This is a genomic window from Butyrivibrio sp. VCB2006, assembly GCF_000420945.1.
Classification (GTDB): domain Bacteria; phylum Bacillota; class Clostridia; order Lachnospirales; family Lachnospiraceae; genus Butyrivibrio.
Window position 1 is genome coordinate 1 of record NZ_ATVX01000011.1, and the last position, 25,015, is coordinate 25,015.

The following is a 25,015-nucleotide window of genomic DNA, read 5'->3' on the forward strand; positions in this document are numbered from 1 at the left end:
CCCGTCCGCCACTAAGATTTAACAAGAATCCGCCGAAGCCTCATCAGCGTTAAATCTCCGTTCGACTTGCATGTGTTAGGCACGCCGCCAGCGTTCATCCTGAGCCAGGATCGAACTCTCACGTTTAAAAGTTTGATCTGACCAAAACTCAAGCTTGGCTTTTGTTCTGTCCGTTATTTACTAATTTTTGTTCTGAATAATTCTCTTGGAATTTTTCAGGGTTGCATTACTGTTTATTTGTCAAGGTTCTGATAATTATGAGCCTTACTAGTTGCATAAGGCAACGCAGAAGGAGGGATTTGAACCCTCGCGCCGCTATTAACGACCTGCACCCTTTCCAGGGGTGTCTCTTCAACCACTTGAGTACTTCTGCAAAATAGTTGATTAACAATAATTATATTGCTGTATAGCAGCGTGTTCATAATTAAGCGGAGCGAAAGGGATTCGAACCCTTGTGGCGTTGCCGCCAAACGGTTTTCAAGACCGCCTCGTTATGACCGCTTCGATATCGCTCCGAGTTGTCTTATTTATATTTCAAATAAGTACTGCTCCGTGTGAGTGTTTGTGGCGCTCACCGCAGCGCAAGATATATATTAACAAAGCCCCACATACATGTCAAGCATGTTTTTTAACTTTTTTTAAAAAAATTATATTTTCATCTTTTTTGAACGATTTTTGATTTAGGCTCAACAGTGCCTTTCACGACGGAACCCGCACCAATAACGCAATCATCGCCGATTGTTGTTCCTCTTAGTATTGTTACGTTTGCACCAACCCAAACGTTGTTTCCAATCACAATTGGAGACGAAATAAACTCGTTTGCCATATCTTTTTTGTAATTATGATCATGATCTACCACGACCAGATTGTTTCCAAATTTGCAATTATCGCCTATAACAATCTCTTCCATTGCAGTAAGGCAGCAACCGGTATTAAAGAAACAATGATCACCGATTTTAAGCTTCCCATCCTGTGCAACCAGATAAAGGTTCCCCCTGTTCTGGTTATATGAACCAAGCCTTATTTCTCCTTTCCCATATATTTCAGTATGAAGATGGTCAAAGGTCTGGATCATTCCTGCTGAGAATTTCTTACCATATCGGATTTTTTTACATACTACTGCCAAAAGATTTTTAGCATACAAAAAAGGCGACCGCATCTTTTTACCCCTTTTAATCATTCAATATTTCTTCATAAACAGCTTCAAGTTTTGACAAATGAGCATCAAAGCCGAATTCATCCCTGGCAATCCGGTAGCTTTCATTAGACATAGCGCCGTAATCATCTCTTTTATCCAGTATTCTGCATATGCCATCAGCAATAGCCTTGCAATCCCCCGGCTTAGCAAGAAATCCGCTTTTACCATTTTCAATAAGCTGAGGGATTCCACCAACCTCTGTTGACACCACCGGCAGGCCATAAGCCATAGCATCCAAAATCGCCATCGGAAGGCCTTCCTGATAAGACGGAAGCATAAAAAGAGATGATTCCATCAGAAGCTTATCCTTTTGCTCACCCCTAACCCATCCGGGGAAAAGGCACTTCTCCATAAGACCTTTTTCCGAAAGAGCTTTTTTAATCCTGTCTTCATCTTCTTTTGATCCGCTTCCCGCAAAAACAAACCTTGCACCAGGATATCTTTTGTCAACATTCTCCACTATCCCGGCAAAGTCATATCCGCCCTTGCGCTGGCCAAGTTCTCCCAGAAAAAGAATCTGCTGCTTTTCAAATCTGGTTCCCAGCAGACTTTGAACTTCTTCTTTAGGTCTCGGCTTACAGTAATTGTTTATTACCACAAGTTTATCGTCAGGTAAAAAAGCCTGTAATCTTTCCTTCCACTCCTCTGAAAGGACGATTACTTTAGAAAATTTGCCAAATACTTCACCTATTCTGGCTTTCTTTTTATCAGATGCCCGAACATAAAAAGTCTCGAAGTCAGCTCCGTGACAATGGTCCAGGATGGGGATACCTCTTTTCCCAGCCATGTAAATAAAAGGCTGCATCCTGTAGAAGCTTCCTCCGAAAGAAGAATGTATGTGTATAAGTTCCGGTTTAAAATCCCTTAATACCCTTCCAAACTCCCTGTATGCTCCAAGAGCCTTCATGACCATCTTGAATTTTGAGGTGTCACAATAAGACTCTACATACCTGATATCGTAATCAGTCTCTATTTTACTGTCGTAATATCCATTAGTTACTGCTGCAATGCCGCCTTTAACATCCTTTTGTTGGACGATCATGCAAACTCTTCGCTTATTTTTTTCCATAAATACTTACGTAAGTTTAAGTCCCCTAAACTTCCCCAATCCACAAATCTCAATAAAATCTACTTATTTCACAGACCTTAAAATCGCCTCAGCAGCCGGAATATCATCCGGTGTTGTAATCTTGATGTTTGTATAGGAGCCTTCCACCAGCTTGACCTTCTTGTCGGTGAAGTATTCCACAACCATGGCATCATCGGTAATATTAACACCCTTAGCCATTAGTTCCCCTTCTTCCCTGTCAAGTCTCTGGTACAGTTCCAAAATCATTTTATAGGAAAAGACCTGTGGAGTCTGGATCATCCACGTATGGGCCCTGTCCGGGGTCTGACTTGCAAATCCCTTGTCATCGGAGATCTTGATGGTATCCTTAACAGGCATGCCGACAACGCAGGCGCCATGCTCCTTTACAGCATGAAGAGCCCTCATAATAATCTCGTCATTAACAAACGGTCTGGCTCCGTCGTGAATAAAAGCGTAGTCGCAGTCAGGAGCTGCTGCTTCCAGGCCACGTCTTACGCTATGATATCGAGCCAGCCCACCTTCCACAATAGCCGTAACCTTATCAAATCCGAATTTCTCTACTATCTCACGTCTTACGTAATCAATATCGCCTCTGGAAACCACAAGAACAATATCATCAATAATACTCTCTTCAAAAGCCCGTAGAGAATAGTAAATTAAGGGTTTACCCCCTATTTCCATGTATTGTTTTTTAACATCAGAGTTCATTCTGCTGCCGCTTCCTGCAGCCAGAACAATCGCTACTGTCTTCATGCCCTGCTTCTCCCGTGGAATCTTCGTTCTCTGTCTCCCAATGGAAGATTGGGAACCGCATTCATATCAAGCCCGAATCTCACGCCCTTTTTGTACTCATAATAAGCCGCTGCCCCGATCATTGCCGCATTATCTGTGCAAAGAACCGGAGATGGCCTATAGAAATTAATCTTATTTGCCTCACATTCTTTTTCCATAAGCTCACGAAGTCCGGAATTAGACGCAACTCCTCCTGCAATTGCAAGCTTGTTGTAGCCATATTCCTTGCAGGCTTTGATAGCATGAGAAACCAAAACCTCAACGACAGCTTTCTGGAAAGATGCCGCAACATCAGCCTGATTAAGCTCCTGTCCCTGCATCTTAGCCTGATTTATATAGTTAAGTACTGAAGATTTTAATCCGCTAAAAGAAAAATCGTATTCCGCGTCACCAATCTTGGCCTGAGGGAATGTGAAAGCATCAGGATTTCCCTCCTTGGCAGCCTTATCAATCTTAGGTCCTCCGGGATATCCAAGACCGATAGCTCTTGCCACCTTGTCAAAAGCTTCTCCTGCCGCGTCATCTCTGGTCTGTCCAATAATCTCGTACTCGCCGTAGTCTTTTACAACCACAAGATGAGAGTGACCGCCTGATACTACAAGGCAGACAAATGGTGGTTCCAGATCCTTATTCTCAATAAAATTAGCGCTGATATGTCCCTCGATATGGTGAACTCCGATAAGTGGCTTACCTGTAGCAAAAGAAATCGCTTTTGCCTCGGATACTCCAACTAAAAGAGCTCCAACAAGCCCCGGTCCATAGGTCACAGCCACAGCATCTATGTCACCGAGTGTTACACCAGCCTCAGAAAGAGCTGCTCTTATGCAGCCATTCATTTTTTCTACGTGCTTTCTGGATGCAATTTCAGGAACGACACCGCCATAAATTGTATGAAGTGCTATCTGTGAAGAGATAATATTAGAGAGAACTTCCCTTCCGTTTCTCACAACTGCTGCCGCTGTTTCATCACAGGAGCTTTCAATTGCAAGAATAAGAACATCTTCGTTTACCTCAGGAGAATTCTTTTCTTTATTCTCTACTCCATCCTTTATAGACATAAAGATGACGCCGTCATCCTCAACATTCTTTTCTATATTCATTATTATTCCTCTTTAGGCTGCCAACCAAGAATCTTCCACCTTCTGGTGTCATCCTGGCGCAAAACAAACTGATAAATTATAGGTATACCACCCGTTCCCTGCCTCAAATAAAAGTAGCAGTCAACAGTGCACGCATTTCTCCCGTCAACCTTAGCCTCGAGATCAATGCGCTGAACCTGATAAACAGAAATGGAATAGTCGTTTTCTTTGCGCTGTTTAACCTCATCCTTGATGGACTTATGGAAATTCGTCTGATTTGCCATAAGTTCGTCGTCCATCAGCCCCGCAAGGACATTGATCATTCTGTCCTCCTGCTCATCAGTATAGGTTTCCTTATACAGCGTCTGCATTATCTTGCCATACATTTCAACAACCATTTTAGGATCTGCCGGATAGCTCTTATCCAGATTAGTGGTTGTGATCTCATCAACTACAGTAAGAACATAGTTTTCAGAGTCGCTGGCCTTTTTACTCCTAAGTACCACAAGGAATATTCCACCAATAAATATCGCTCCCAGTACCACAAGAACAATTGACTTGATTATTGCAGACTTTGTACTTTCTTCCATTTCCCCTCTTTTCCGGCGGGATCACTTAATTGGTAAAAGAAATCCCAGCCACGCCCTCATAAAGTTTAGTCCTCAAATCTAAGTTCAATGCTGCGTCCATCTTTAGCAGCTTTTGTGTTAGCAAAAATCCTCTTGGCATCCGGCAGGTACTCTGCAGGATTTACAAGTGATGGGCTGTAATGAGTAAGCCACATCTCTTTTACCCCGGCATCCTTGGCCATCTTAGCTGCCTCATAGAAGGTCATGTGCTTATATTCTCTGGCCTTAGCCTGCTTGTCAGGCTCGCCGTACATTCCCTCGCAGATAAAAAGATCTGAATCAGCCGCATTCCTTACAATGCTGTCGGTAGGCCTTGAATCAGTAGTATATGTAAGCTTGATTCCCTTTCTGGCATCCCCAAGAACCATATCGGGAGTAATAACTCTGCCGTCTTCTAAAGTGAAGGTTTCACCTTTCTGAAGGCCATTCCAGTATCTTCTGTCAATTCCCGCTGCCGTAGCTGCTTCCACATTAAACTTGCCCTGCCTCTTAAGAGAGCAGCTGTAGCCATAGCAAGTAATATTGTGATTAACCTTAAATGCTGTAATAGAAAATCCGGGCATTCCCTCTATTTCAAAGGTCTCCTCATCGGTGGTGATCTCTTTGAACTTAATCTCAAAGGGAAGCTCAGGAGCGATAACTCTGAGAGCATTAACGATTCTCTCAACGCCCTTAGGTCCAACGATCAAAAGAGGCTCCGTCCTCTCTGCGTTTCCCATGGTAAGAAGCATTCCCGGAAGACCACTTACGTGATCCGCATGGAAATGTGTAAAACAAATAACATCAATAGGCTTGGAGCTGATACCCTTCTTTTTCATGGCAATCTGGGTAGCTTCTCCACAGTCTATAAGTACACACTTTCCGTTATATCTCACCATAAGAGATGTGAGAAAACGGTTTGGAAGAGGCATCATTCCGCCTGTTCCAAGCAAACAAACATCTATCATATAATCAAAATCCTTTTATCATAAATCAATTGCTGCAAGCTCAAACTACTTCCGTCACAGCATCATTCACTTAACTCAGCTCGTTTCCAATAAATAGCCGCATCTTCCTTGGGCTCATCATAAAAACCTGGTCTAAGTCCCTCACTCTTAAAGCCAAGCCTTTCATAAAGTCGTATCGCAAACTCATTGCCGGCTCTGACTTCCAAGGTGTAGTTCTTTATTCCGATGCCTCTTCCTCTCTCAAGAAGCTGCTTGACCATCTTGTAGCCAATGCCCTCTCCTCTGCAATCTCTTGCTACAGATACATTGGTCACTTCGCCGTCACCTGAAACATTCTGAACTCCGCAAACTCCAACAACTCTTCCCGCCTTTTCTGCCACAAGATAAATGGTATCGTCCCTGGTAAGAGCATCAATCAGCTGCTTTCTGTTCCATGCTTCCTTGCCAAGATTTTCTTTTTCCAAAGAAGCTGCATCATCAATATCTTCAGCTGTCATCTCCCTAATCCTTACGATTCCGGGAGTCTTTCTATTCTCAAGCTTTCTCTTTTCTCTGTCGTCAGCGCTGTTTCCTGCGCCATCTTTTTCCTTGGCCTCTCTCTCAGCCTGTGAAAGCCTGAGATAATCAGGCGCAAACTCATCTGACGAAATCATGCGGCCTTCCTTGGCATAATGCATGGCAAGGGCAACAAGTGCTGCTCCGCTCTGTCTGTTCTGGTGCATAGGTGCAATTGAATAAGGCACCTTAAGAAGTCTCTCAAGTTCATCGTGATAAGCCGGGATTCCATCTCCCAAAAGAACTACAGGCTTACCGATTTCGTTGATCCTGCTAACAATATCCTCGACAGATGTAGCGAACTGCTCATGGATCACCTGCATGTCAAAAGTGCGCTCAAAGTACTTGCCTTCGGGAGTATTGGGTACAAAGGTGTAAAGACCTGTGTATACCTGTTTTCTCTTGGCATCCATCATGGGACATATTATCTTCTCAACGCCGTATAGGTTGTATGCGATAGCATCAACGGTAGGTATCGGAATAATAGGCTTATCAAGAGCAAGCGCCAATCCTTTGGCTGTTGCACTTCCAATACGAAGTCCCGTAAAAGAGCCGGGGCCTTTAGCCACAGCTATAGCATCGATAGTGGACAGATCCAGGTTAATCTTTTCCCTGATATCATCCATCATCGGCATCAAAATCTCTGAATGTGTTGTTTTGTACTGAATGGAAAACTGAGAAACAAGCATATCGCCGTCGGCAATTGCCACAGTTCCAACCAGTCCTGATGTATCAATTCCTAATATCTTCATAATTCTCACTTCTTGGTCATGGTAATAAGGCGATAATCAAAGCCCTTTTCCAGATTCTTCTCAATAACAATCTCTGTATAGTGTTCAGGCAGAAGCTCCTCTATCAGATTGGCCCACTCAACAAAGCAAATGCCGTCTCCATAGAAATAATCTTCATAGCCTATCTCATCCATTTCGCTCACATCGCCGATCCTGTATACATCAAAATGATAAAAAGGAATGCGGCCCTCGTCATAAACCTGCAAAATGGTAAAAGTCGGGCTGCTGACCGGCCCTGTAATTCCAAGGCCCCGTGCTACACCCTGCGTCAGAACGGTCTTACCAACCCCCAGGTCTCCTACTAGCGTATAAACCATTCCCGGCTGGGCATTCTCGCCAATTCTCTTACCTATCTCAAAAGTTTCCTGAGCACTAAATGTCTCATGTTTTGTAACTATTTCCATTGAACGCCTCTCCAAAAACCAATTTCCCTCTTGTAGTATAGCATAAAACAAATATATGAGGCAGATGGAAATGTGCAGTTCTTGGACGAGCAGTTTGATTTTCAAAATAAAAAAATGAGGCGAGGCCGACTGTTATGAATAACGCTGAAAGGAGGCCTCTCCTCATTTTTGAATTTTAGAAAACCATTGCGTAGACGAAAACAAGCATTTCAATCTACCTCATATAATTGTTTCAAGCCTTAGCTACCTTTTTGGAGGCAACCATCTGGTCAGCCTTGAGAATTGGGCTAAGCTGCTTGTATACAAGGAATGTGATCGCAGAATCAGCAAGTCCCTTTACAAGGTTGAATGGTGCTACTGCAAACAGGCAGAATGTAAATACGTTTGAAATTGCGGGATTGATAGCTGCACCCATCTGTACAAATACATCGATTCCGCTTCCAAACATAATAGCATATGCAGGAAGAAGGAAGAATGCATTGAGAAGTGAACCAACTACTGCGATGCAAAGTGTACCAACTACACAGCTGATAAGAGCAGTCTTACGTGTCTTCTTAAATCTGTAAATAATAGTTGCAGGAACAACAAATGCTGCGCCTACTACGAAGTTTGCAATCTCGCCTACAAATCCGGAAGTTGTTCCCTGAAGCAGAATATTGAGTGCTACCTTGATGAACTCAATCATAACCGCAACCATAGGGCCGGCAGCAAAACCGCCGATCAGCGCAGGCATATCGCTGAAATCGAACTTGTAAAAAGATGGTGCAAATGGAAGTGGGAACTCAAGTAACATAAGTACAAATGATATAGCGGAGAATACTCCGATAATTGCTACTCTTCTGATGCTAAACATCGCCTCTGTTCGGCCGTTAAGCTCTTTTTCTTTCTTGCTCGCGATTTTCTCTGCTACCACTGTGATAGCGATTGCTGCGACAACAAGAAGGATCAGTGCTACGAATGTCCCCATGTTCCCCTTAATTGTGTCAAATAGTGTCTGTGTTTCTTTCATGTTTTCTCCTTTTCTCCATCGGGTTTGGAATTCAAGGGAAAAGAAAAAGCTCCAAGCAAGGCACATACCTAGACCTGGGGCTACCACAAAAATAAATATTGCGCATTCTTCTCTCATCCAGACTTTACTGTCGGTTTTGGAATCGCACCAAATCAGCCACCTAAGTGGGTCGCGGACTATACCGCCGGTTGGGAATTACACCCTGCCCCGAAGAATTTATATTTTATAAAATTTATATTAGACTTTTCTTAGTCTACTTGTCAACACAAAATAGCTAAAATATAATGAAAATATCTAGCCGTATACATTTCAACGTAATAACGGAGCAAACATGAAGAAGATTTCTACAAAAGAACTACTGCCCGGCATGGTACTTGCCTCAAAAGTAGTCACAGAAAATCTTAATACCATATTGAATCAAGGTACCATCCTTGATGAAGCCGACATTGCAAAGCTCACCTTCTATTCGATTTATGAAGTTGATATCGAAGATGACGAAATCGATCACATTATTTCAGATGCTTCTGATGGACAGGGACTCACATCTTCCGAGCGAATCAAACGTTCACAGGAATTCAAAGAGTTTAAACAAGCCTTTGAAACCTGTGCTAAGAAATTTGAAGATGAGATAAATGATATTGTTGCAGGCAATGCAAGTGTAGATACAAAGCGTTTACTGGCTCCGGTTTATGCTCTTCTGCAAAAGGGCAGAACCACCTCTGATGTTTTTAACATGCTCCACAACCTCAGGGATTACGACGATGCTACCTATACCCACTGCATAAACGTAGCCCTTGCCTCCAATATACTTGCACAGTGGCTTAAATGGAGCGATGAAGAGATAGAGCTTGCGACCATGTCAGGTCTTTTCCATGATATAGGAAAAATATGCATTCCGGAAAAGATTGTAACCAAGCCCGCCAAGCTCGATCCTTACGAATTGGACATTATGAGGACACATCCTCTTAAGGGATACGAAGTGCTTAATAAGCTTGACATTAGCATCCACGTCAAAAACGCCGCTCTTATGCATCACGAAAGATGTGACGGAACCGGCTATCCATATCAGACTCAGGGTCCTCAGATCGATAAGTATGCCAAGATTGTGGCTATCACTGATGTTTACGACGCCATGACAAGTGCAAGATATTACAGGAAGCCACTTTGTCCTTTTATTGCTCTTCAAAATTTCGAGGATGAAGGCCTGCAGAAATACGATCCCGAGATGATCATATGCTTTCTTCAGAATATCGTAAACACTTACCTGTTATCCACAGTTCAACTTAATACAGGGGAAGTTGGTGAGATAGTTTTCATAAACAAAACTTTCCTTACCAAGCCAACTATCAAGATTGGAAATGATTATATAGACCTCAGTAAGTGCACCGGTGTCTATATAAAAGAAATACTATAAAAACCCATAAAAAAGTCCTGCTGTCAGCTAGTTCTGAAAGCAGGATTTCTTTATGCATGTTTCATCTTGAATTTCTGTTCGTCTCGCTCTGAATCAACCTTCTCGATGATAGCTCCAAGGTCTCTAAGTTTCTGATCAAAATCCTCATAGCCTCTCTCGATATACTTGATATCCTCGACTGTAGAATAACCTTCCGCAGTTAACGCTGCTATTACAAGTGCAGCTCCTGCTCTAAGGTCAGGTGCAGATACAACAGCTCCGGTGTAGGTGTCCACACCCTCGATAATAGCGGTGCTGCCCTCTACCTTGATGCTGGCTCCCATTCTGGTGAGCTCATCTACATATTTGAATCTATTCTCAAAAATACTCTCTGTTACAATACTGATACCACTTGCAAGTCCCAATGCCACTGTGATCTGTGGCTGCATATCTGTAGGATAACCCGGATATGGAAGAGTCTTAACATGTGTGTTCTGAAGTCTTCTGGTAGCAACAACTCTTACTGCATCATCGGATTCATGAACCTGACATCCCATCTCAATAAGCTTGGCACTAATCGACTCCAAATGCTTGGGAATAACATTTTTAACTGTAATATCGCCCTTTGTTGCTGCTGCAGCAAGCATAAAGGTTCCGGCCTCAATCTGATCTGGAATAATTGTGTATTCTGTGCCGTGAAGCTTCTCAACACCCTTAATTCTGATAACATCAGTACCTGCGCCCTTAATATTGGCACCCATACTGTTAAGGAAATTGGCGAAATCTACTACATGGGGCTCCTTGGCCGCATTCTCAATGATAGTCTTACCTTCAGCCATAGCAGCTGCCATCATAATATTGATAGTAGCTCCAACGCTGACTACATCGAGATAAATATGGCTTCCAACCAGTGCATCAGCATGAGCATCAATGATTCCATGCTCAATAGTTACCTGTGCACCCAGGGCTGTGAATCCCTTAATATGCTGGTCGATAGGACGAAGTCCGATGTTACATCCGCTTGGAAGAACTACTCCGGCCTGCTTGTATTTGCCAAGAAAAGCTCCGAGCAAATAATATGAAGCACGGATCTTCTTGATATAATCTTCTATTGTAAAGTTGTGAACCTGTGAGGCGTTGATCTTGACTGAATGTCTGTCTACTCGGCCAACAAAAGCACCTGTACTGGCTATAGCCTGAAGCATCGCATTTGTGTCTGATTCATCAGGCATATTATCTATATAGACGGTCTCATCTGTCATGGTAGCAGCCGCTAAAATAGCAAGTGCTGCGTTCTTGGCGCCACCAATCTCCACTTCACCTACAAGTGGATTACCGCCCTTGATTACGTACTTTTCCATAAGCAACCTCTCTGTTGCATTGCTACTATTTATAATCGAACAAACAATATTTATATCACAAACATTTTCATTTGTAAAACTTGTTAAGAAAGTCCCTTAAAAAGCATACAACTTATTTCGATTTAATTCAAATAATTGAGCGGATTAACCTGAGATCCGTTGATAAGAATCTCAAAGTGAAGGTGCGGACCTGTGGAAACACCGGTGTTTCCGGACAAAGCAATCTTCTGTCCCTGTGAAACCTTCTGTCCCACAGAAACAAGCACCTTGGAAAGGTGACCATATCTGGTCTCCCTGCCGTCAGCATGCTTGATATATACACAGTATCCGTATCCGCTTCCCCAACCGGCACGTGTTACTGTACCGGAGGATGATGCAACAACAGCTGTACCAACCGGAGTAGCCCAGTCTACACCCTTATGATAAGTACTTGCGCCCTTCGTAGGTGCGCTTCTTCTACCAAATCCGGAAGACAATCTACCACCTGAAATAGGCTTGATATAGGTTGGAGGCACAATTGTTCCCCTCTCAACGATCTTGGGAACTGCCTGATAGGTTACTTCTTCTTTTTCTATTTCTCTTGAAACTTCGCTATTATCTGTATATGAAACCAGCGCAACTACTTTACGATGTCCCGCTGAAGGCTCCTGGAGAACCTTGGACTGAGTTGTATACCAGGAATTATTGTCTACATACTCAACCTCTGCCTCATAGTCTTCCTCGTAGTATTCCTCAATGGTATATACAACAGAAAGCTCCGGCTCAGGAACTGTAACAATAAGTTCGTCCTCAGTACGGATTCTTGTGAACTCATCCTCAAGAGATTCGTTCATTGCAATAAGATCATCAACAGTAAGGTTATACTCAAGAGCGATAGAACTAAGGGTATCTCCTGATTTAACCTCGTAAATCTGATTGGTCTCTTTATCCTTGGTTACCTCATCTATAGCAAGGGACAAATCTGTAATCTCGTCCTCAGGAAGGTAACTTTCAACAATCTCAACCTTATCGCCAAAATCAATTGACTTAAGTCCAAGATCATAGTCGCTGAATTCCTTGTCGTAAGCAAGAGGTGTGGCAGCATTAACTATATCTGAAATGGTACTGATAAAACCGGCTTCAGGCATACCTATGCTGGCCTGTTTTTCTTCCCTCTGAGCTTCTTCCTTGCTCTGAACCATAGTTGTGAGAACGTTCACTTCTCTACTTGGATCAAGAACAAGCTTAACGTCATACTGATCTTCAGTATCAAAATTAGAAAGAGCTGTATCAAGAAGCTCCATAACGTCATCAATACTGGCAAGGTTAACCGCAAATTCATTGATCTTGATGGAATAAGCTCTGTTAAGTGTGCTCTTCTTACTATTATTAAGAACAGCTTCCATTTTGTCGGCAACCTGAGCAGGTGATTCAACCGTTCCCCAGAGAACATTGCTGCCCTCTACAGAAATGTTTGAGGTAGCAAGAGTAAGCTCATCTGTGCTGTCAGTGATAGCCTTTCTGGCAAGTCTGAGAGCCTTGTAAGCCTCGTCCCTTGACTCCACAGTTCCTACCTCGACGCCATTAAGTACAACCTTAAAAATATTGTTGCCGCCCTTCTGGAACTTAACAAAACTTGGCATGAATAAAATCCATACCGTAATAACTACCAATGCTGAGTGCAAAAACCATATTTTAATCTTGTTTCTAAAAACAGTATTACTCAAACCCATATATAAAAAATCTTTCTAACATATTAAGAACAAAAAACGCCGTTCTTTAGATAATACCAAGAAAACGCAGAATGTTAAATACCAAATCTGCAATTACCAAAAGCATAGTTATGATTGTAAGTGGTAAAAGCGCATTATTCTTGGTCTCTACAGCGACCTGAAGAGTCTCAAGTCTGTTCTGAATATCCTTAATTTCTTCTTTGTTCTTGTCCTGGCTCTTTTCAATAACAGCCTGGACATTTCTATATACCTGAACTCCAACATCATGGATCTTGGTATCACTCTCTTCAAGCTTAGCCCTGAAGGCCTTTGAATCCTCCTTCATATCCTGAAGCTGGTTTTTATAATCCCCTGCGTCGTTTCTCATCTCCTCAAGGATTGCCTTATACTCCTGTGATGAGTGCTTGATTTCTTCAAGCTGAAGTCTGTACTGCTCTGCTTCCTGCTTGATACGCTGTGTCTCAGCAGCCTCTGCCTGTGAATTAGCCCTGATAATGTCCTGTGCGCTGATCTTCTCAGCCAGTCTGTTCATAAAATTCTCCACCTGTCATTCCTCCCAACGTATACTTAAATAACAAACAATACAATCATACAGTTTTTATGCAATGTTAACAAGTTTATACTCTTACTTTATATTTTATTGTATGATTTTACTATCCGTTCATTCTTTGTTCATAATTTGTTAATAATTAGCTTGTATAGTATTTACATAGCCGTAAGGAATACGGCATCTGACAAACGAAAGATAGATTTTTTCATAATAGGGTAGGTGCGGGAAACCGTGTCTACCCACTCCTCATGTTAGGGGAAAAATATCCCCCTCATTTCCCATTACTGATTGCCAGAATCTCTTCATTAAGGCTCAGCATTCTCGCATCGAGACTTGCCACCATCTTGGCACATTCGTGAAGCTCCGAATTAATATGTGTAGGAGCCTTTCCCTCAAACTTGTACTGAATCTTATGCTCCAGAGAAGCCCAGAAATCCATCGCTACTGTTCTGATCTGAATCTCCACCTTAACATTAACAATCCTGTCAGACAAATAAACAGGAAGAGACACTATCATATGATAGCTCCTATATCCACTTGGCTTGGGATTCATAATATAGTCCTTGACTGTAAGGACCTGAATATCCTTCTGATTGCTGATCATCTCTGCAATCTTGTAAATATCAGACGTAAAAGAACATATGATACGCACGCCCGCAATATCATTGACGTAGCGCACCATATTAACTATTGTTGACTCGTAGCCATTTCTTTTGAGCTTCTTGACGATGCTCTCAGGAGACTTAAGTCTTGCCTTGGTGTGCTCGATAGGATTATATCTGTGCACCTCCTGAAACTCGTCATTTAAAATCTCAATCTTAGTTGTGATCTGCTTGAGCGCAGAGTTATAAAGGAGGTTTACTTCCTCCCAAGTGTTAATGTCGTCAGAAATCTTAATGTTACTTCCTGCAAGATCCAGCTCCATATTACCCTCTCAAATTCCAATACAACGTAGCAATTGCTACTATCCCCGATAAAGAAGTTACTTCCAGTATTCCTTGTTCATAGTGCAAGCCATGATAAGCCCCTTAGGAAGTTTCTTGTAATTTCTTCCAAGCTTGTATCCCATGAATCTACAGCCACACATTATTATGTAATGCGGAATCAGATATGCCTTACCAATATGTCTGAAATGCTGAATTGTCTGTCCCACCATTTTTTTACCCTCAGACTCAGAGCTGATGCCGCCGAAAATTTCCGGATGGTCTGTCTGAGAAACTCCAAGGTCAAAGTTACGATGAAACTGCTGAGCACAGGAATAATTATGTGAATGAATTACTCCGGCCTCAGGGACATAGTAGATTGCATAACCCTTCTGACAAGCATTACCCGCAAAAACCATGTCCTCGTTAAAAATAGTCTTATGAGTAAATCCACCAATCTCATTATAAATGTCGCGCCTGTACATAGCACATACATTTGAGCAAAAATAGGTCTTAATACCAAGTCTTCCAACATCCGCCTGAGTCTTCTTCATAGGCTCGTTAGGATAGTTGAATTTTCTGGAATAACGCTCTGCAAGATTGCAGTCTGTCTTGGGATACTGCCTTGCATAAGCTGCAGCCACATCACCCTCTAAAACCTTGGCCAGACTTGAAATCAGCATTTTGTCCTTAGGAAATGCATCCTGAGTCATCATAAGGAAACACTCTGCCGTTGAAAGAGCTACACCCTGATTTCTGGTTTCGCCATGATCAAACTCTTTTCTAGTTACGTGTCTTAAAATAATATTGTCATATTTATCCAAAGGATTCTCACCGCTTGTCTTAATAAGCTCAGTCCAGTAAGACTCCTCTGTATTCATGATAATGATATGCTCAGGCCTAAGGCTCTGTCTCTCAAGATCATCAATAAGTCTAAAAAGTGATATATCCGGTTTGTAGGTTGGTATAATAACATCTACCGTCTTCATATAATCTCCATAAATTGCAAACACTGCGCAAGTATAAAGGGGCAGGGTATTTATAAACCCAGCCCCTTATATTTTATCAATAAATACAAAATAAATCTCGTTAATTCAAATAAGAACTTGTATCTGATTTAATCTTCTCGCTGTACTTCTTAACATCCTCAGATACTGTATACTCAGAATCCTCGAAAAGGAACTGGTGAAGCCACTTAACATTTGACTCAAGATCAACAGCTACAACGCAGCTACCCTTCTTACCAATTGTGCCTGTTGCACGCATTGTCTCTTCTGGGAATCCGTTGTTATCTACAACTTCGTAATTAGCAATATTCTTGAGAAGGTCAAGTATCTCGGAAAGGTCCAGTGATGTATAAGTCTCACCAAATGCCTTGTTAGCAACTGTCTCAAGCTGTGAATAGCTCATGCCCTTAGCTCTGTCAAGACAAGCCATAAGAACTGTTCTCTGTCTCTCAGCACGCTTGAAGTCATCACCTGCAGTATATCTGATACGGCAGTAAGCTGTAGCCTGAAGGCCGTTAAGAGTCTGAAGTCCAGCGCTCTGAACCGGTGTGTAATCCATCTTGAGTTCCTGAGCCATTGTAGCCTGGTAGTTGTTAAGGTGAGAAATCTCAGCATCTGTAACCTCGATAGGTACTCCGCCAAGAGCATCAACTACATCAGTAAGTCCTCTGAAACCAATAGTAATGAAATCCTCGATATCCATATCAAGGTTCATATTAAGCATTGAAATCGCCTGCTCAGGACCACCCTCGGCGTAAGCTGCGTTACACTTGGTGTACTCATCGTTACTGAGGTTAAGATATGTATCACGATATACTGAGCAAAGCTTAACATCGCCGTTATCATTGTTGATTGAAGCGATAATGATTGTATCTGTTCTGGTCTTCTTGGTAAGCTCGCCTTCACGAGAGTCAACACCGAACAGGGCAATATTGGTATACCCCTTCATCTCCTGGTTCTCGGCAACAGTATCATTGATACTCTTACTGATAACCTCTTCGTTCATGTTAACCTTACCAACCTTGGTAACATCTACCTTGAAGAACACCTGATAAGCAACAAACAAAAGGATACATGCAACAGCAACCTCAGCTATAACAAGGATAATTCCAAGTTTCTGATTCTTTTTCTTCTTGCCGCCTCTGGATCCGCCATTTCCTCTTCCTGATTTAGAAGAAGAACTTCTGGATGATGAACTTCTTGATGAGCTGCTTCTTGAAGAGCTGTGTGAAGCACTTCTGCCTGAACTGCTTCTGGAGCTGTTCCTGCTACCTGAAGAACTTCTTGATGAATCCTCTGAGGATCTTCTCCTTACAGGTCTATCATCATAATCGTCATAATCATCCTCGTAGTAATCATCTCTGTATCTGTCATCACTACGTCTGTTATCTCTTCTAGCATCATCCCTAGAGTTTCGGGATGGTCTTCTATCTTCTCTGTCATAGTACTCGTCGTCACGATTTCCCATTACAATACTCCTCCAACTAAAACAAATAAGGTGGCGTGAAAACTTCACACCACCATACATTGTGCCACAATTATTTAAAATATACAAGAAATGTTTATAACACTTAATATGCATTTTTATTCACAAATCCATACCTGATGGTACCAAGGATTATCCTAAGATCAAAGGACATTGACCAGTTCTCGATATAGTAAATATCGTAGTCAATTCTCTTTCTAATAGAAGTATCACCTCTGTAACCATTGATCTGCGCCCATCCTGTAAGTCCCGGACGAACCTGATGCTTAACCATATATCTTGGAATCTGTTCCTTGAACTTTTCAACAAACTGAGGTCTCTCAGGTCTTGGTCCCACAAGGCTCATCTTTCCAAATAGTATATTAAAGAACTGAGGCATCTCATCGATACTTGTCTTACGAAGAAGCGCTCCCACCTTGGTAACTCTCGGATCGTTCTTGGTTGTCCAGCCCTTCTTTTCCTCGGCCTCCGTCTGAACCTTCATGGTTCTGAACTTATACATCATAAATGGCTCGCCGTTAAGCCCGATTCTCTCCTGCTTATAAATTATAGGTCCCTTACTTGTAGCCTTGACCGCGATCGCTGCAGCCAGCATTACAGGCGAGAACAAGATGATTGCAAACAAAGATCCGATGATATCAACCACTCTTTTGGACAAGTTGTTAAAAGAATTAGTCAAAGGCACATACCTGATATTAATAACAGGAAGTCCCTGAACATCCTCAGTGTACGGATTACTTGGGAAAAGAGATTGATAATCCGGAATGAACTTGGTATGGACACCGGATTTTTCGCACTGCGAAACAAGCTCTTCCAGTCTGTCGTAATCATTCAGCGGAAGTGTGATTGTTATCTCATCGTAACTGCCGCCTGCCAGGAAATCTCCGAGCTGATTGATCTTACCAACAACTCTTACACCATGGTAGCTGGTTTCAATCGGAACAAAATCATCCAAAATACCTACAATATCATAGCCCCACTGGGGATTCTCCAGAATTCTGCTAATGTACCCTTCAGCTGCCCTTGAATATCCAACAAGCAAAATGTGCTTGATATTATAGCCTTTTTTCCTAATATATCTAAGGAACTTACGGAGCATTCCGTGAGCTACCGTTGTAAGCACAACATTAATAATTGCAAAAATCGCGATCATGGTTCGTGAGAAGTCGTTCTGCTTTAACATGAACAGTACAACGTAGAACCCGATCACGCCCACCACATTGGCTTGGACAATGTCTATGAATTCATCCCATAGCTTAAGAGCCCGCCTCGATGTGTAGAGGTCTACAAGATAATACAGGAAAAGAAATCCAGGCACCAAAAAATACAGCGCAGAAAAGTAGGTCCACATGGAAAGGTGGCCCGCAGGATTTCTGTCGCCGAGAAATGATTCGAACTTGATATAGTAAGACAGCATGTAAGAACCGGCAACAATAAGCCCGTCCACAACCACATGCGCCCTATTCAAATGTGTCTGGTTGTCTTTGATCATCTATAAATGCCTCAAGTCAGCGGCTTACTGCAAGCGTCTTATACAGTTAGCCCATAGCTCCAGCTGCAGCAAAAAGCTGTTTGCAATCTGCCTGCCGCCAAAGGTGACTCTTTTATCCGAATTAGTAAAAATCTTGGAAAAACCTTTAGAAAGTCCCTTGACATGAGACTTCCCCAACCCTTTTCTCACATAGAAAACATGCTTAATTATAACACCTATCAGAATTAATGGAAGGTTAATAATTATCTGAAAGGCACTTAAGTTTTTATAGATAAAGTATAAATTATTAGCCGCAGTCAGTTCAACCTTAAATGCATTGTGCCTTGAACCACTACTGCCGCTTCCCACGTGATAAACAATTGCCCCCGGTTCCATCACGTTATTATATCCAAAGAGTCTGGCTCTATAGCCCACATCCACATCTTCAAGATAGCAAAAATGCGCCTCATCAAAGTATCCGATTTCCTCGAATACTTCCCGCCTGTACATTGCCGCTCCGGCGCAGGCACTGGTAATATTTACTCTTCTTGCGTACTTGCTATTGTCTTTATCCTTGGAAGGCGCAAATGCCCAGCCAAGGGCGCAGTAATAATCTCCTGCATCATCGATAAGATGTGGTTCCTTTATCTGGAGCATCTTGGCCTGAGCGCTGAAAACAGAAGGCTTCTTGTCCATAACCTTAACCAAAGCCTCAATCGCACTCTCGTCGCAGATAGTGTCATTATTTAATAAAAATACATATTTGGCGGAAGTTTCCTTGATCCCTACATTTACAGCATTGGCAAATCCTGTATTCTCGGATAGATCAATAATTCTGGCCTCAGGAAATTCTTTTTGGACAAAAGAAACACTTCCATCCTCGGAGCCATTGTCTACCAGTATTACCTCAAAATCCTTGAAGGTCTGTTTTCTAAGGCTCCTTAGACAGTCAGCCAAATATTTTTTGCCATTGAAATTCGGAATAATAACCGCTACAGTTCTCATCAGCTAATCCTCTGTACAGCCCTTGGATCCCACACGATCCTGTAGCCTTTTTTCTTGATTTCCTCGCATAACTTGAAGCTAAGATTCACTATTTCCTGCTGGTCAAGAGATTTAAATCTCTCATCTGCAGCCTGAGTAGTACCACGTTTACCTGACTCAGAAGCAATCTTCGCCATGGCAATAGCTTCTCCGTATGCATCCACATACTTAATCCCTGTAACCTGTTCGTAGAGCGGAATAAGTTCAGGTCTTACAGAAATACATCTCAAATCAACCGCTGCGCAGTCCTGCTGAAGCACAGCCCTATGCTGAAGGCCGCCGCTATAGCCCTCCGGGAGGTTAGCATACATAAGGTTTTTATCCTTAGTGTATGCGCCGCCAACAATTCTGCCTTTTTTATTCAAGACCTTACCACCCACACAGCCCACATCTTTCCTGCCTGCAAAAATGTCCGGAATATAGTTGATACGGTAAAATCCCAGGTGCTGAAGCATCTCAACTTCGGCCTCTATTTTGTATCTCTTCATGAGATCAGCCAGTGCCTTTTTTCCTGCATCGTAAGCATAGGTCTTACTTGCAGGGTTAGCTGCCGTTGAATCCTTGTGGCATCTCCAGTGATACAAAACCTTGCTGATGTGAACAATCTGTCCTGCTGCCATGGGCATTTCCAAAGTTGCTTCTGCCGTTGCCCTAAGGAACAGATCAAAGTCCTGCGCCCCATCAAATGCAGCGCGGAGCTTCAGTCTTTTTATAACATCAGCCCTCATAACTGCGAAATGACAGATATAATTGTTGGACATCAAATAGTCCATATTAAAAGATGGCTTGGCATGATGTTCATAATACTTGTTGCCATCAAATTTGTCTTCGTCAGAATAAATAAGCCTTATTGGGCAATCCTGATATCTTGAGAGCCTGTTCTGTTTCATGCTCTTTCTGATCACCCTTGAGACTTCATACAATGCGTCCGGAGTAAGCAGATCATCATGATCCAAAAGACCTATATAATCCCCGGTTGCTTTCTCGATTCCTCTGTTGGTATTCTCCGAGATTCCGCCATTTTTATCCAAATGATAATACTTGATCCTCGGATCCTCCTTGGCATACTCCAGCGCTATATCCGAGGTATTCATGGACGCATCCGCCAAAACCAGTTCCCAGTCACCATAGGTCTGATTAATTACAGATTCGATCATCTCCTTCAGATACTTTTCCGGAGTATTAAAAAGAGGAACTACTATACTAAATCTTACGCAGTTCCCCGCTTCAGCCAGGAGCTTGTACTCCCGCTTTTGCTCCAGCAGTACCTCCTCTGATAAAGGCACATACTGATACTTATCATGAATATTGTCTGAAACACGTTCAAGGGCAGCAAAAAATGCGGCCCTTGTTCCATTGCGTTTCTGATATGCAATTGTCTTTTGGACCGCATTCTTGATTCCCATATATTATCGTCCTAAATCATTTTAGTAATATTTCTGACATCAGGATATGTCAGGATTTACCTTGATCATTTCAGCCGATTACTGCTTTAACAGCATCTGTAAGCTCGTTCTGGAGCTTGTCAGCGTCCTCAAGGTTTGTTCCCTTAACGCCCATGTAAAACTTAATCTTAGGCTCTGTTCCTGAAGGTCTAGCGCAGCACCATGCGTCATTATCAAGAGCAAAGTACAGAACGTTTGAAGTAGGAAGTCCTGTCTGGCCTTCTTTGCCTGTAGCCATATCCAGAGTCTTACCTGTCTTGTAATCTCTAAACTCCTCAACCTTGAATGAACCAAATTCCTTAGGCGGATTGCTGCGGAGTCTGTCCATAAGAGCTGCAATCTGCTCAGCACCCTCTTTACCCTTCATGGTAATTGAGTACTGGCCTTCCTTGTAATAGCCGTACTTCTCATACATATCAATCATTGCATCCCATACGCTCTTGCCCTGCTTCTTGTAGAAAGCTGCAAGCTCGCACAGCATCATAACTGCAACGACAGCGTCCTTGTCTCTTGCGTGAGTTCCTGCAAGACATCCATAGGACTCCTCAAGACCAAATACATAGTTGTGGGACTGACCATTCTCTTCAAAGAGCTTAATCTGCTCACCGATGTACTTAAAGCCTGTAAGAACTTCAATATAGTGAAGACCATACTTCTCAGCAACAGCCTTAGCCATGTTTGTTGTAACGATTGTTGTTACAAAAGCTGGATTCTCAGGCATTGTACCTGTAGCCTGTCTCTCACGAAGAATATAATCCCCAATAAGCATACCGGACATATTTCCTGTAAATGCTACGTATTCGCCGGTCTTATTATCTTTTGCATAGATACCAAGTCTGTCAGCATCAGGATCTGTTGCAAGAACGATGTCTGCATCCTTCTCCTTGGCAAGCTTAAGAGCAAGCTCAAAAGCCTTAGGATCCTCAGGGTTAGGATATGCAAGAGTTGTAAAATCTGGATCAGGAAGCTCCTGCTCAGGAACTACGAAAACATTCTTGAAGCCAAGTTCCTTGAGAACTCGTCTTACAGGAAGATTACCTGTTCCATGGAATGGTGAATAAACGATGGTGAACTTATCAGCCATCTCGTCGATGACATCCTTGTGGATGATCTGTTTCTTGAGTTCAACCATGTACTTGTCGTCGATTTCCTCACCAAAGGAAACATAAAGGCCTGCTGCAATAGCATCCTCTTTGGACATGGTCTTAACATCATGGTAATCCGTGATTGCAACTACCTCTGAGATAATACCTGTATCGTGAGGAGGTGTAACCTGTGCACCATCCTGCCAGTATACCTTGTATCCATTGTACTCAGGTGGGTTATGAGAAGCTGTAACCATAACACCTGCGATACATCCAAATTCTCTAAGAGCAAATGAAAGCTCCGGTGTAGGACGTAAAATATCACTTACGTAAGCCTTAATTCCGTTAGCTGCAAGGCAAAGAGCTGTCTCATCTGCAAACTCAGGAGAAAATCTTCTGCAGTCATAAGAAATAGCTACACCCTTTTTAGCTGCATCCGGGCCACCGTTTTTCTTGATGTAGTTTGCAAGGCCCTGTGTAGCCTTACGAACTGTGTATTTATTCATTCTGTTGGTACCTGCTCCGATAACACCACGAAGACCACCTGTACCAAATTCAAGTTCTCTGTAAAATCTATCCTCTACCTCTGCCTCATCATTTCTGATGGACATAAGTTCCTGCTTAGTCTCATCATCAAAGTAAGAATCATTAAGCCAATATTCAAGCTGTTTCTGAGCATCACTCATTATAGTTTCCTCCTCGTCATCATGTATATAAGACCAACTCTAGGCCTCATACAATCCTTATTATAACATAGTTAAGCATCATTGGACACGCTAAATACCAAGAACAACATCGTAAACTTCTTGTTTCATAGCCGCTTGCGACTATGAAAAAAGTCAGCTGCTGCATCCCTGCAACAACTGACTATATCTATCAATTACTGGTTCCTAAGGCTTGAATAGCCCTCAACATTCAGGCTGAAATCACTTCTATCAAGAGAGAAGTTTGGATTGTAGTAAGGATCACCCTTATCAAGCACTTCTTTCCACTTGGTGCGGAAGTGCTCTGATTCCTTCTCATAGCGCTCTGCATTCTTGCCTTCAAGATCGAGGCCACGGGAAAGAGATTCATAGTGGAACAACTCTGCAAATGGAGTAAAGACATTAAGATATCCTTTTTCTCTAAGCTTCAGGCAGAAATCCACGTCATTTAAAGATACTTCAAAGCCCTCGTCAAAGCCTCCAACCTCGTCATACTTGGCACGACTGACCATGAGGCAGGCACCTGTAACAGCACTTACGTCCTGAGCGTAGCACAGTCTTCCCATATATCCCAGGTTCATTCCGGCCTGGCCGTAATGAGAATGTCCTGCTGTTCTGTGAGCTCCAAGCTTAAGAACAACGCCTGCGTGCTGGATCTTACGATCCGGAAAGTAGAGCTTTCCACCTACAGCGCCCACATCTTTTCTCTGGGCATACATAAGAAGCTCTTCCATCCAGTTAACAGTAATAACCTGTGTATCATTATTAAGAAGAATAATGTATTCGCCGTCACTATGAGCAACGCCGTAATTAACAACTGCTGAATAGTTAAAAGAGGGCTTGCTTCCATCCGGATTAAGATGTGCCCCGCCTTCGTAGAAGTCCACAACCTTAACAATATCTTTTAACGATCCGGTCCTAAGTTCCTCGTAGTATCCCTTGATTTCTGAACCTGTGCTACCGTTTTCTACCACGATGATCTCGTAGTTATCGTATACAGACTTCTCATAGATTGAAGTGATGCATCTCTTGAGGTCCTCTGCATGTTCACAGTTAGGAATCACAATAGAAATCTTAGGTGTTCCCATTACCTCATAGGTAATCTTGAAGATTGTCTCAAAGGCTCTTGTACTAGTAATCTTGAAATGATCATAGCCATGTCTGCGAAGATGATCTGCAACCGCGCCCTTAGCCGCATCAATAGCATAAGGCTTAGCATTGATATCAGATGCAACGCTTCCCGCATGGGATCTCCAGTAATACAAGAGCTTAGGTACATGAACGATATGCTCAGCTCTGTCAGTAAGGCGGAGAATCATGTCGTGATCCTGGCTTCCGTCAAACTTTGTTCTAAAGAGCTCTGTACCATCAAGAAGTGTTCTCTTGAAAACACTGAAATGACAAATATAGTTATTGGCTCTGAGGTTATCAATTGCGTAATCAGGCTTAAAGTGCATGGTTATCATCTTGTTGATGTCATCACCCTTGAAGGTGGTCTCATCACAGTAGATGTAATCAGCCTTCTCCTCGTTAATAGCCTTAACATACCAGTACAGAACTTCAGGATGAAGAATATCATCATGGTCAAAAAGACCTATATACTCACCATAAGCCATCTCAAGACAGTGGTTGGTGTTTCCTGAAATTCCTTCATTTTTTTCAAGCTTCATGTAGCAGATCCTGCCGCCATTTCTGACTGCGCCGTTTGCTGAATCAGCTTTAAAATCCTTTTCTTTTTCCTGATACTCTCTTACAATCCTACTAACCAGCTCAACATGCTCAGCATCTGAACCATCCGCAAGGCAAAGCTGCCAGTTGCTGTAGGTCTGGGCAAGCACAGATTCAATCATATCCCTAAGGAATTTCTCAGGAGTGTTGTACAAAGGTACTAGAATTGAAATAAGTGGCATCTTCTCAAATACAGCATTTTCCTGCTCTGCTCTTGTCTCAGGGCTTGGAAAACTCTCTGTACCATAGTGGGTCATGGCCTTTTTCTCAATCTGCTTGTACTTGATCTTGGCAATGACACCGCGAAGAGAGCCCTGATTTTTAATTCTGTCCCTCTGTCTGATAACCCAGTGCATAGTATTTCTGGCGGGAGTACTTGCCTTCCAGATTGGGTTATTCTTAATTCTATCCAATTTGAACTGCAGCTCCTGGTTCTTATCCTCCAGTTCTGCAATTCGCTCAGCCAGGTCAGCGCTCTTTAATTTCTCGCGCTCATAGGCTGACTTGTAATCCTTTTCACTCATATCTATATCCTTTTCTTTATTTGATAATACAGATTGCTTCACTACGTTGTCGCAATCTGACACATATTCGAAATTTGCTAATTTACTT

21 protein-coding genes, 2 tRNA genes, 1 rRNA gene and 1 riboswitch are annotated in these 25,015 nt (G+C 42.5%); of the genes, 1 reads left to right on the forward strand and 23 read right to left on the reverse strand.

The genetic code is table 11. The features are described from left to right. The 12 genes from G613_RS0111335 to G613_RS0111390 form a co-directional block, all read right to left on the reverse strand. Positions 1 to 126 (reverse strand): 16S ribosomal RNA (locus G613_RS0111335); the annotation flags it as partial. 158 nt (positions 127 to 284) lie between these two features. Continuing rightward, positions 285 to 373: transfer RNA gene (locus G613_RS0111340), tRNA-Ser, on the reverse strand. A 56-nt stretch (positions 374 to 429) separates the two neighbouring features. Then, positions 430 to 515, reverse strand: a tRNA-Ser gene (locus G613_RS0111345). A gap of 140 nt (positions 516 to 655) precedes the next feature. Next, entirely contained in the window at positions 656 to 1,180 is a 525-nt protein-coding gene (locus G613_RS18705) for an acyltransferase (protein ID WP_029232749.1), read from the reverse strand. Then, entirely contained in the window at positions 1,173 to 2,240 is a 1,068-nt protein-coding gene (locus G613_RS0111355) for a glycosyltransferase family 4 protein (protein WP_242826141.1), read from the reverse strand. Before G613_RS0111355 ends, G613_RS18705 begins: the two co-directional genes overlap by 8 nt. Before the next feature lie 90 nt (positions 2,241 to 2,330). Continuing rightward, on the reverse strand, positions 2,331 to 3,041 hold the full coding sequence (gene ispD, locus G613_RS0111360; protein ID WP_029232751.1) for a 2-C-methyl-D-erythritol 4-phosphate cytidylyltransferase: 711 nt from the start codon (positions 3,039 to 3,041) through the stop codon (positions 2,331 to 2,333). Beyond that, positions 3,038 to 4,138: a tRNA (adenosine(37)-N6)-threonylcarbamoyltransferase complex transferase subunit TsaD gene (gene tsaD / locus G613_RS0111365; RefSeq protein WP_051151072.1), complete on the reverse strand. Its 1,101-nt coding sequence runs from the start codon at positions 4,136 to 4,138 to the stop codon at positions 3,038 to 3,040. Before tsaD ends, ispD begins: the two co-directional genes overlap by 4 nt. A 44-nt stretch (positions 4,139 to 4,182) precedes the next feature. Then, entirely contained in the window at positions 4,183 to 4,749 is a 567-nt protein-coding gene (locus tag G613_RS0111370; protein ID WP_029232753.1) for a DUF6715 family protein, read from the reverse strand. A gap of 65 nt (positions 4,750 to 4,814) precedes the next feature. Next, the gene (locus G613_RS0111375; RefSeq protein WP_029232754.1) at positions 4,815 to 5,735 is read right to left on the reverse strand and encodes a ribonuclease Z; all 921 of its coding nucleotides are present in this window, start codon (positions 5,733 to 5,735) and stop codon (positions 4,815 to 4,817) included. 62 nt (positions 5,736 to 5,797) lie between these two features. Beyond that, a complete protein-coding gene (gene tsaB, locus G613_RS19205) occupies positions 5,798 to 7,042 on the reverse strand; it encodes a tRNA (adenosine(37)-N6)-threonylcarbamoyltransferase complex dimerization subunit type 1 TsaB (RefSeq protein WP_029232755.1) in 1,245 nt (414 codons plus the stop codon). A 5-nt stretch (positions 7,043 to 7,047) separates the two neighbouring features. Continuing rightward, complete coding sequence (gene tsaE / locus G613_RS0111385; RefSeq protein WP_029232756.1) at positions 7,048 to 7,485, reverse strand: tRNA (adenosine(37)-N6)-threonylcarbamoyltransferase complex ATPase subunit type 1 TsaE; 438 nt, start codon at positions 7,483 to 7,485, stop codon at positions 7,048 to 7,050. Between the two features lie 232 nt (positions 7,486 to 7,717). Beyond that, positions 7,718 to 8,494, reverse strand: coding sequence for an ECF transporter S component (locus G613_RS0111390; RefSeq protein WP_029232757.1), 777 nt, complete (start codon positions 8,492 to 8,494; stop codon positions 7,718 to 7,720). Positions 8,495 to 8,595: 101 nt separating this feature from the next. Beyond that, positions 8,596 to 8,713: riboswitch (FMN riboswitch) on the reverse strand. Between the two features lie 112 nt (positions 8,714 to 8,825). Here G613_RS0111390 and G613_RS0111395 point away from each other — a divergent pair. Beyond that, positions 8,826 to 9,908, forward strand: a complete 1,083-nt coding sequence (locus G613_RS0111395; RefSeq protein WP_029232758.1) for an HD-GYP domain-containing protein — start codon at positions 8,826 to 8,828, stop codon at positions 9,906 to 9,908. A 50-nt stretch (positions 9,909 to 9,958) separates the two neighbouring features. Here the strand turns inward: G613_RS0111395 and G613_RS0111400 are convergent, their stop codons facing one another. From G613_RS0111400 to G613_RS0111450, 11 genes are all read right to left on the reverse strand, one after another. Beyond that, entirely contained in the window at positions 9,959 to 11,248 is a 1,290-nt protein-coding gene (locus G613_RS0111400; RefSeq protein WP_029232759.1) for a UDP-N-acetylglucosamine 1-carboxyvinyltransferase, read from the reverse strand. Positions 11,249 to 11,370: 122 nt separating this feature from the next. Continuing rightward, the gene (locus tag G613_RS0111405; protein ID WP_242826142.1) at positions 11,371 to 12,870 is read right to left on the reverse strand and encodes a M23 family metallopeptidase; all 1,500 of its coding nucleotides are present in this window, start codon (positions 12,868 to 12,870) and stop codon (positions 11,371 to 11,373) included. A gap of 136 nt (positions 12,871 to 13,006) precedes the next feature. Further along, positions 13,007 to 13,504 carry a hypothetical protein gene (locus G613_RS0111410; RefSeq protein ID WP_155828080.1) on the reverse strand — a complete coding sequence of 166 codons (498 nt, stop codon included), beginning with the start codon at positions 13,502 to 13,504 and terminating at the stop codon, positions 13,007 to 13,009. A gap of 277 nt (positions 13,505 to 13,781) precedes the next feature. After that, on the reverse strand, positions 13,782 to 14,435 hold the full coding sequence (locus G613_RS0111415) for a GTP pyrophosphokinase (protein WP_029232762.1): 654 nt from the start codon (positions 14,433 to 14,435) through the stop codon (positions 13,782 to 13,784). Positions 14,436 to 14,492: 57 nt separating this feature from the next. Next, positions 14,493 to 15,422: a glycosyltransferase family 2 protein gene (locus G613_RS0111420; protein WP_029232763.1), complete on the reverse strand. Its 930-nt coding sequence runs from the start codon at positions 15,420 to 15,422 to the stop codon at positions 14,493 to 14,495. A 100-nt stretch (positions 15,423 to 15,522) separates the two neighbouring features. After that, a complete protein-coding gene (locus G613_RS0111425; protein ID WP_029232764.1) occupies positions 15,523 to 16,908 on the reverse strand; it encodes an LCP family protein in 1,386 nt (461 codons plus the stop codon). Between the two features lie 103 nt (positions 16,909 to 17,011). Continuing rightward, positions 17,012 to 18,418 carry an undecaprenyl-phosphate glucose phosphotransferase gene (locus tag G613_RS0111430; RefSeq protein WP_029232765.1) on the reverse strand — a complete coding sequence of 469 codons (1,407 nt, stop codon included), beginning with the start codon at positions 18,416 to 18,418 and terminating at the stop codon, positions 17,012 to 17,014. A gap of 24 nt (positions 18,419 to 18,442) precedes the next feature. Then, the gene (locus G613_RS0111435) at positions 18,443 to 19,402 is read right to left on the reverse strand and encodes a glycosyltransferase family 2 protein (protein WP_029232766.1); all 960 of its coding nucleotides are present in this window, start codon (positions 19,400 to 19,402) and stop codon (positions 18,443 to 18,445) included. Continuing rightward, positions 19,402 to 20,847, reverse strand: coding sequence for a glycosyltransferase family 2 protein (locus G613_RS0111440; RefSeq protein WP_029232767.1), 1,446 nt, complete (start codon positions 20,845 to 20,847; stop codon positions 19,402 to 19,404). Before G613_RS0111440 ends, G613_RS0111435 begins: the two co-directional genes overlap by 1 nt. A gap of 70 nt (positions 20,848 to 20,917) precedes the next feature. Beyond that, the gene (locus tag G613_RS0111445; protein WP_029232768.1) at positions 20,918 to 22,657 is read right to left on the reverse strand and encodes a phospho-sugar mutase; all 1,740 of its coding nucleotides are present in this window, start codon (positions 22,655 to 22,657) and stop codon (positions 20,918 to 20,920) included. A 194-nt stretch (positions 22,658 to 22,851) separates the two neighbouring features. Continuing rightward, positions 22,852 to 24,927 (reverse strand): glycosyltransferase family 2 protein, encoded by a 2,076-nt coding sequence (locus G613_RS0111450; protein WP_029232769.1) that lies wholly within the window; start codon positions 24,925 to 24,927, stop codon positions 22,852 to 22,854. Positions 24,928 to 25,015: the final 88 nt, after the last annotated feature.

Bases quoted from the DNA above. Each gene is read 5' to 3' on its own strand.
- G613_RS0111450 (WP_029232769.1), bottom strand. From the start codon at position 24,927: ATGAGTGAAAAGGATTACAAGTCAGCCTATGAGCGCGAGAAATTAAAG.
- G613_RS0111400 (WP_029232759.1), bottom strand. From the start codon at position 11,248: ATGGAAAAGTACGTAATCAAGGGCGGTAATCCACTTGTAGGTGAAGTG.
- G613_RS0111445 (WP_029232768.1), bottom strand. From the start codon at position 22,657: ATGAGTGATGCTCAGAAACAGCTTGAATATTGGCTTAATGATTCTTAC.
- tsaE (WP_029232756.1), bottom strand. From the start codon at position 7,485: ATGGAAATAGTTACAAAACATGAGACATTTAGTGCTCAGGAAACTTTT.
- G613_RS0111425 (WP_029232764.1), bottom strand. From the start codon at position 16,908: ATGGGAAATCGTGACGACGAGTACTATGACAGAGAAGATAGAAGACCA.
- G613_RS0111435 (WP_029232766.1), bottom strand. From the start codon at position 19,402: ATGAGAACTGTAGCGGTTATTATTCCGAATTTCAATGGCAAAAAATAT.
- G613_RS0111375 (WP_029232754.1), bottom strand. From the start codon at position 5,735: ATGATAGATGTTTGTTTGCTTGGAACAGGCGGAATGATGCCTCTTCCA.
- G613_RS0111440 (WP_029232767.1), bottom strand. From the start codon at position 20,847: ATGGGAATCAAGAATGCGGTCCAAAAGACAATTGCATATCAGAAACGC.
- G613_RS0111405 (WP_242826142.1), bottom strand. From the start codon at position 12,870: ATGCCAAGTTTTGTTAAGTTCCAGAAGGGCGGCAACAATATTTTTAAG.
- tsaB (WP_029232755.1), bottom strand. From the start codon at position 7,042: ATGAAGATATTAGGAATTGATACATCAGGACTGGTTGGAACTGTGGCA.
- G613_RS0111430 (WP_029232765.1), bottom strand. From the start codon at position 18,418: ATGATCAAAGACAACCAGACACATTTGAATAGGGCGCATGTGGTTGTG.
- G613_RS0111415 (WP_029232762.1), bottom strand. From the start codon at position 14,435: ATGGAGCTGGATCTTGCAGGAAGTAACATTAAGATTTCTGACGACATT.
- tsaD (WP_051151072.1), bottom strand. From the start codon at position 4,138: ATGTCTATAAAGGATGGAGTAGAGAATAAAGAAAAGAATTCTCCTGAG.
- G613_RS0111395 (WP_029232758.1), top strand. From the start codon at position 8,826: ATGAAGAAGATTTCTACAAAAGAACTACTGCCCGGCATGGTACTTGCC.
- G613_RS0111390 (WP_029232757.1), bottom strand. From the start codon at position 8,494: ATGAAAGAAACACAGACACTATTTGACACAATTAAGGGGAACATGGGG.
- G613_RS0111370 (WP_029232753.1), bottom strand. From the start codon at position 4,749: ATGGAAGAAAGTACAAAGTCTGCAATAATCAAGTCAATTGTTCTTGTG.
- G613_RS18705 (WP_029232749.1), bottom strand. From the start codon at position 1,180: ATGATTAAAAGGGGTAAAAAGATGCGGTCGCCTTTTTTGTATGCTAAA.
- G613_RS0111420 (WP_029232763.1), bottom strand. From the start codon at position 15,422: ATGAAGACGGTAGATGTTATTATACCAACCTACAAACCGGATATATCA.
- G613_RS0111355 (WP_242826141.1), bottom strand. From the start codon at position 2,240: ATGATCGTCCAACAAAAGGATGTTAAAGGCGGCATTGCAGCAGTAACT.
- ispD (WP_029232751.1), bottom strand. From the start codon at position 3,041: ATGAAGACAGTAGCGATTGTTCTGGCTGCAGGAAGCGGCAGCAGAATG.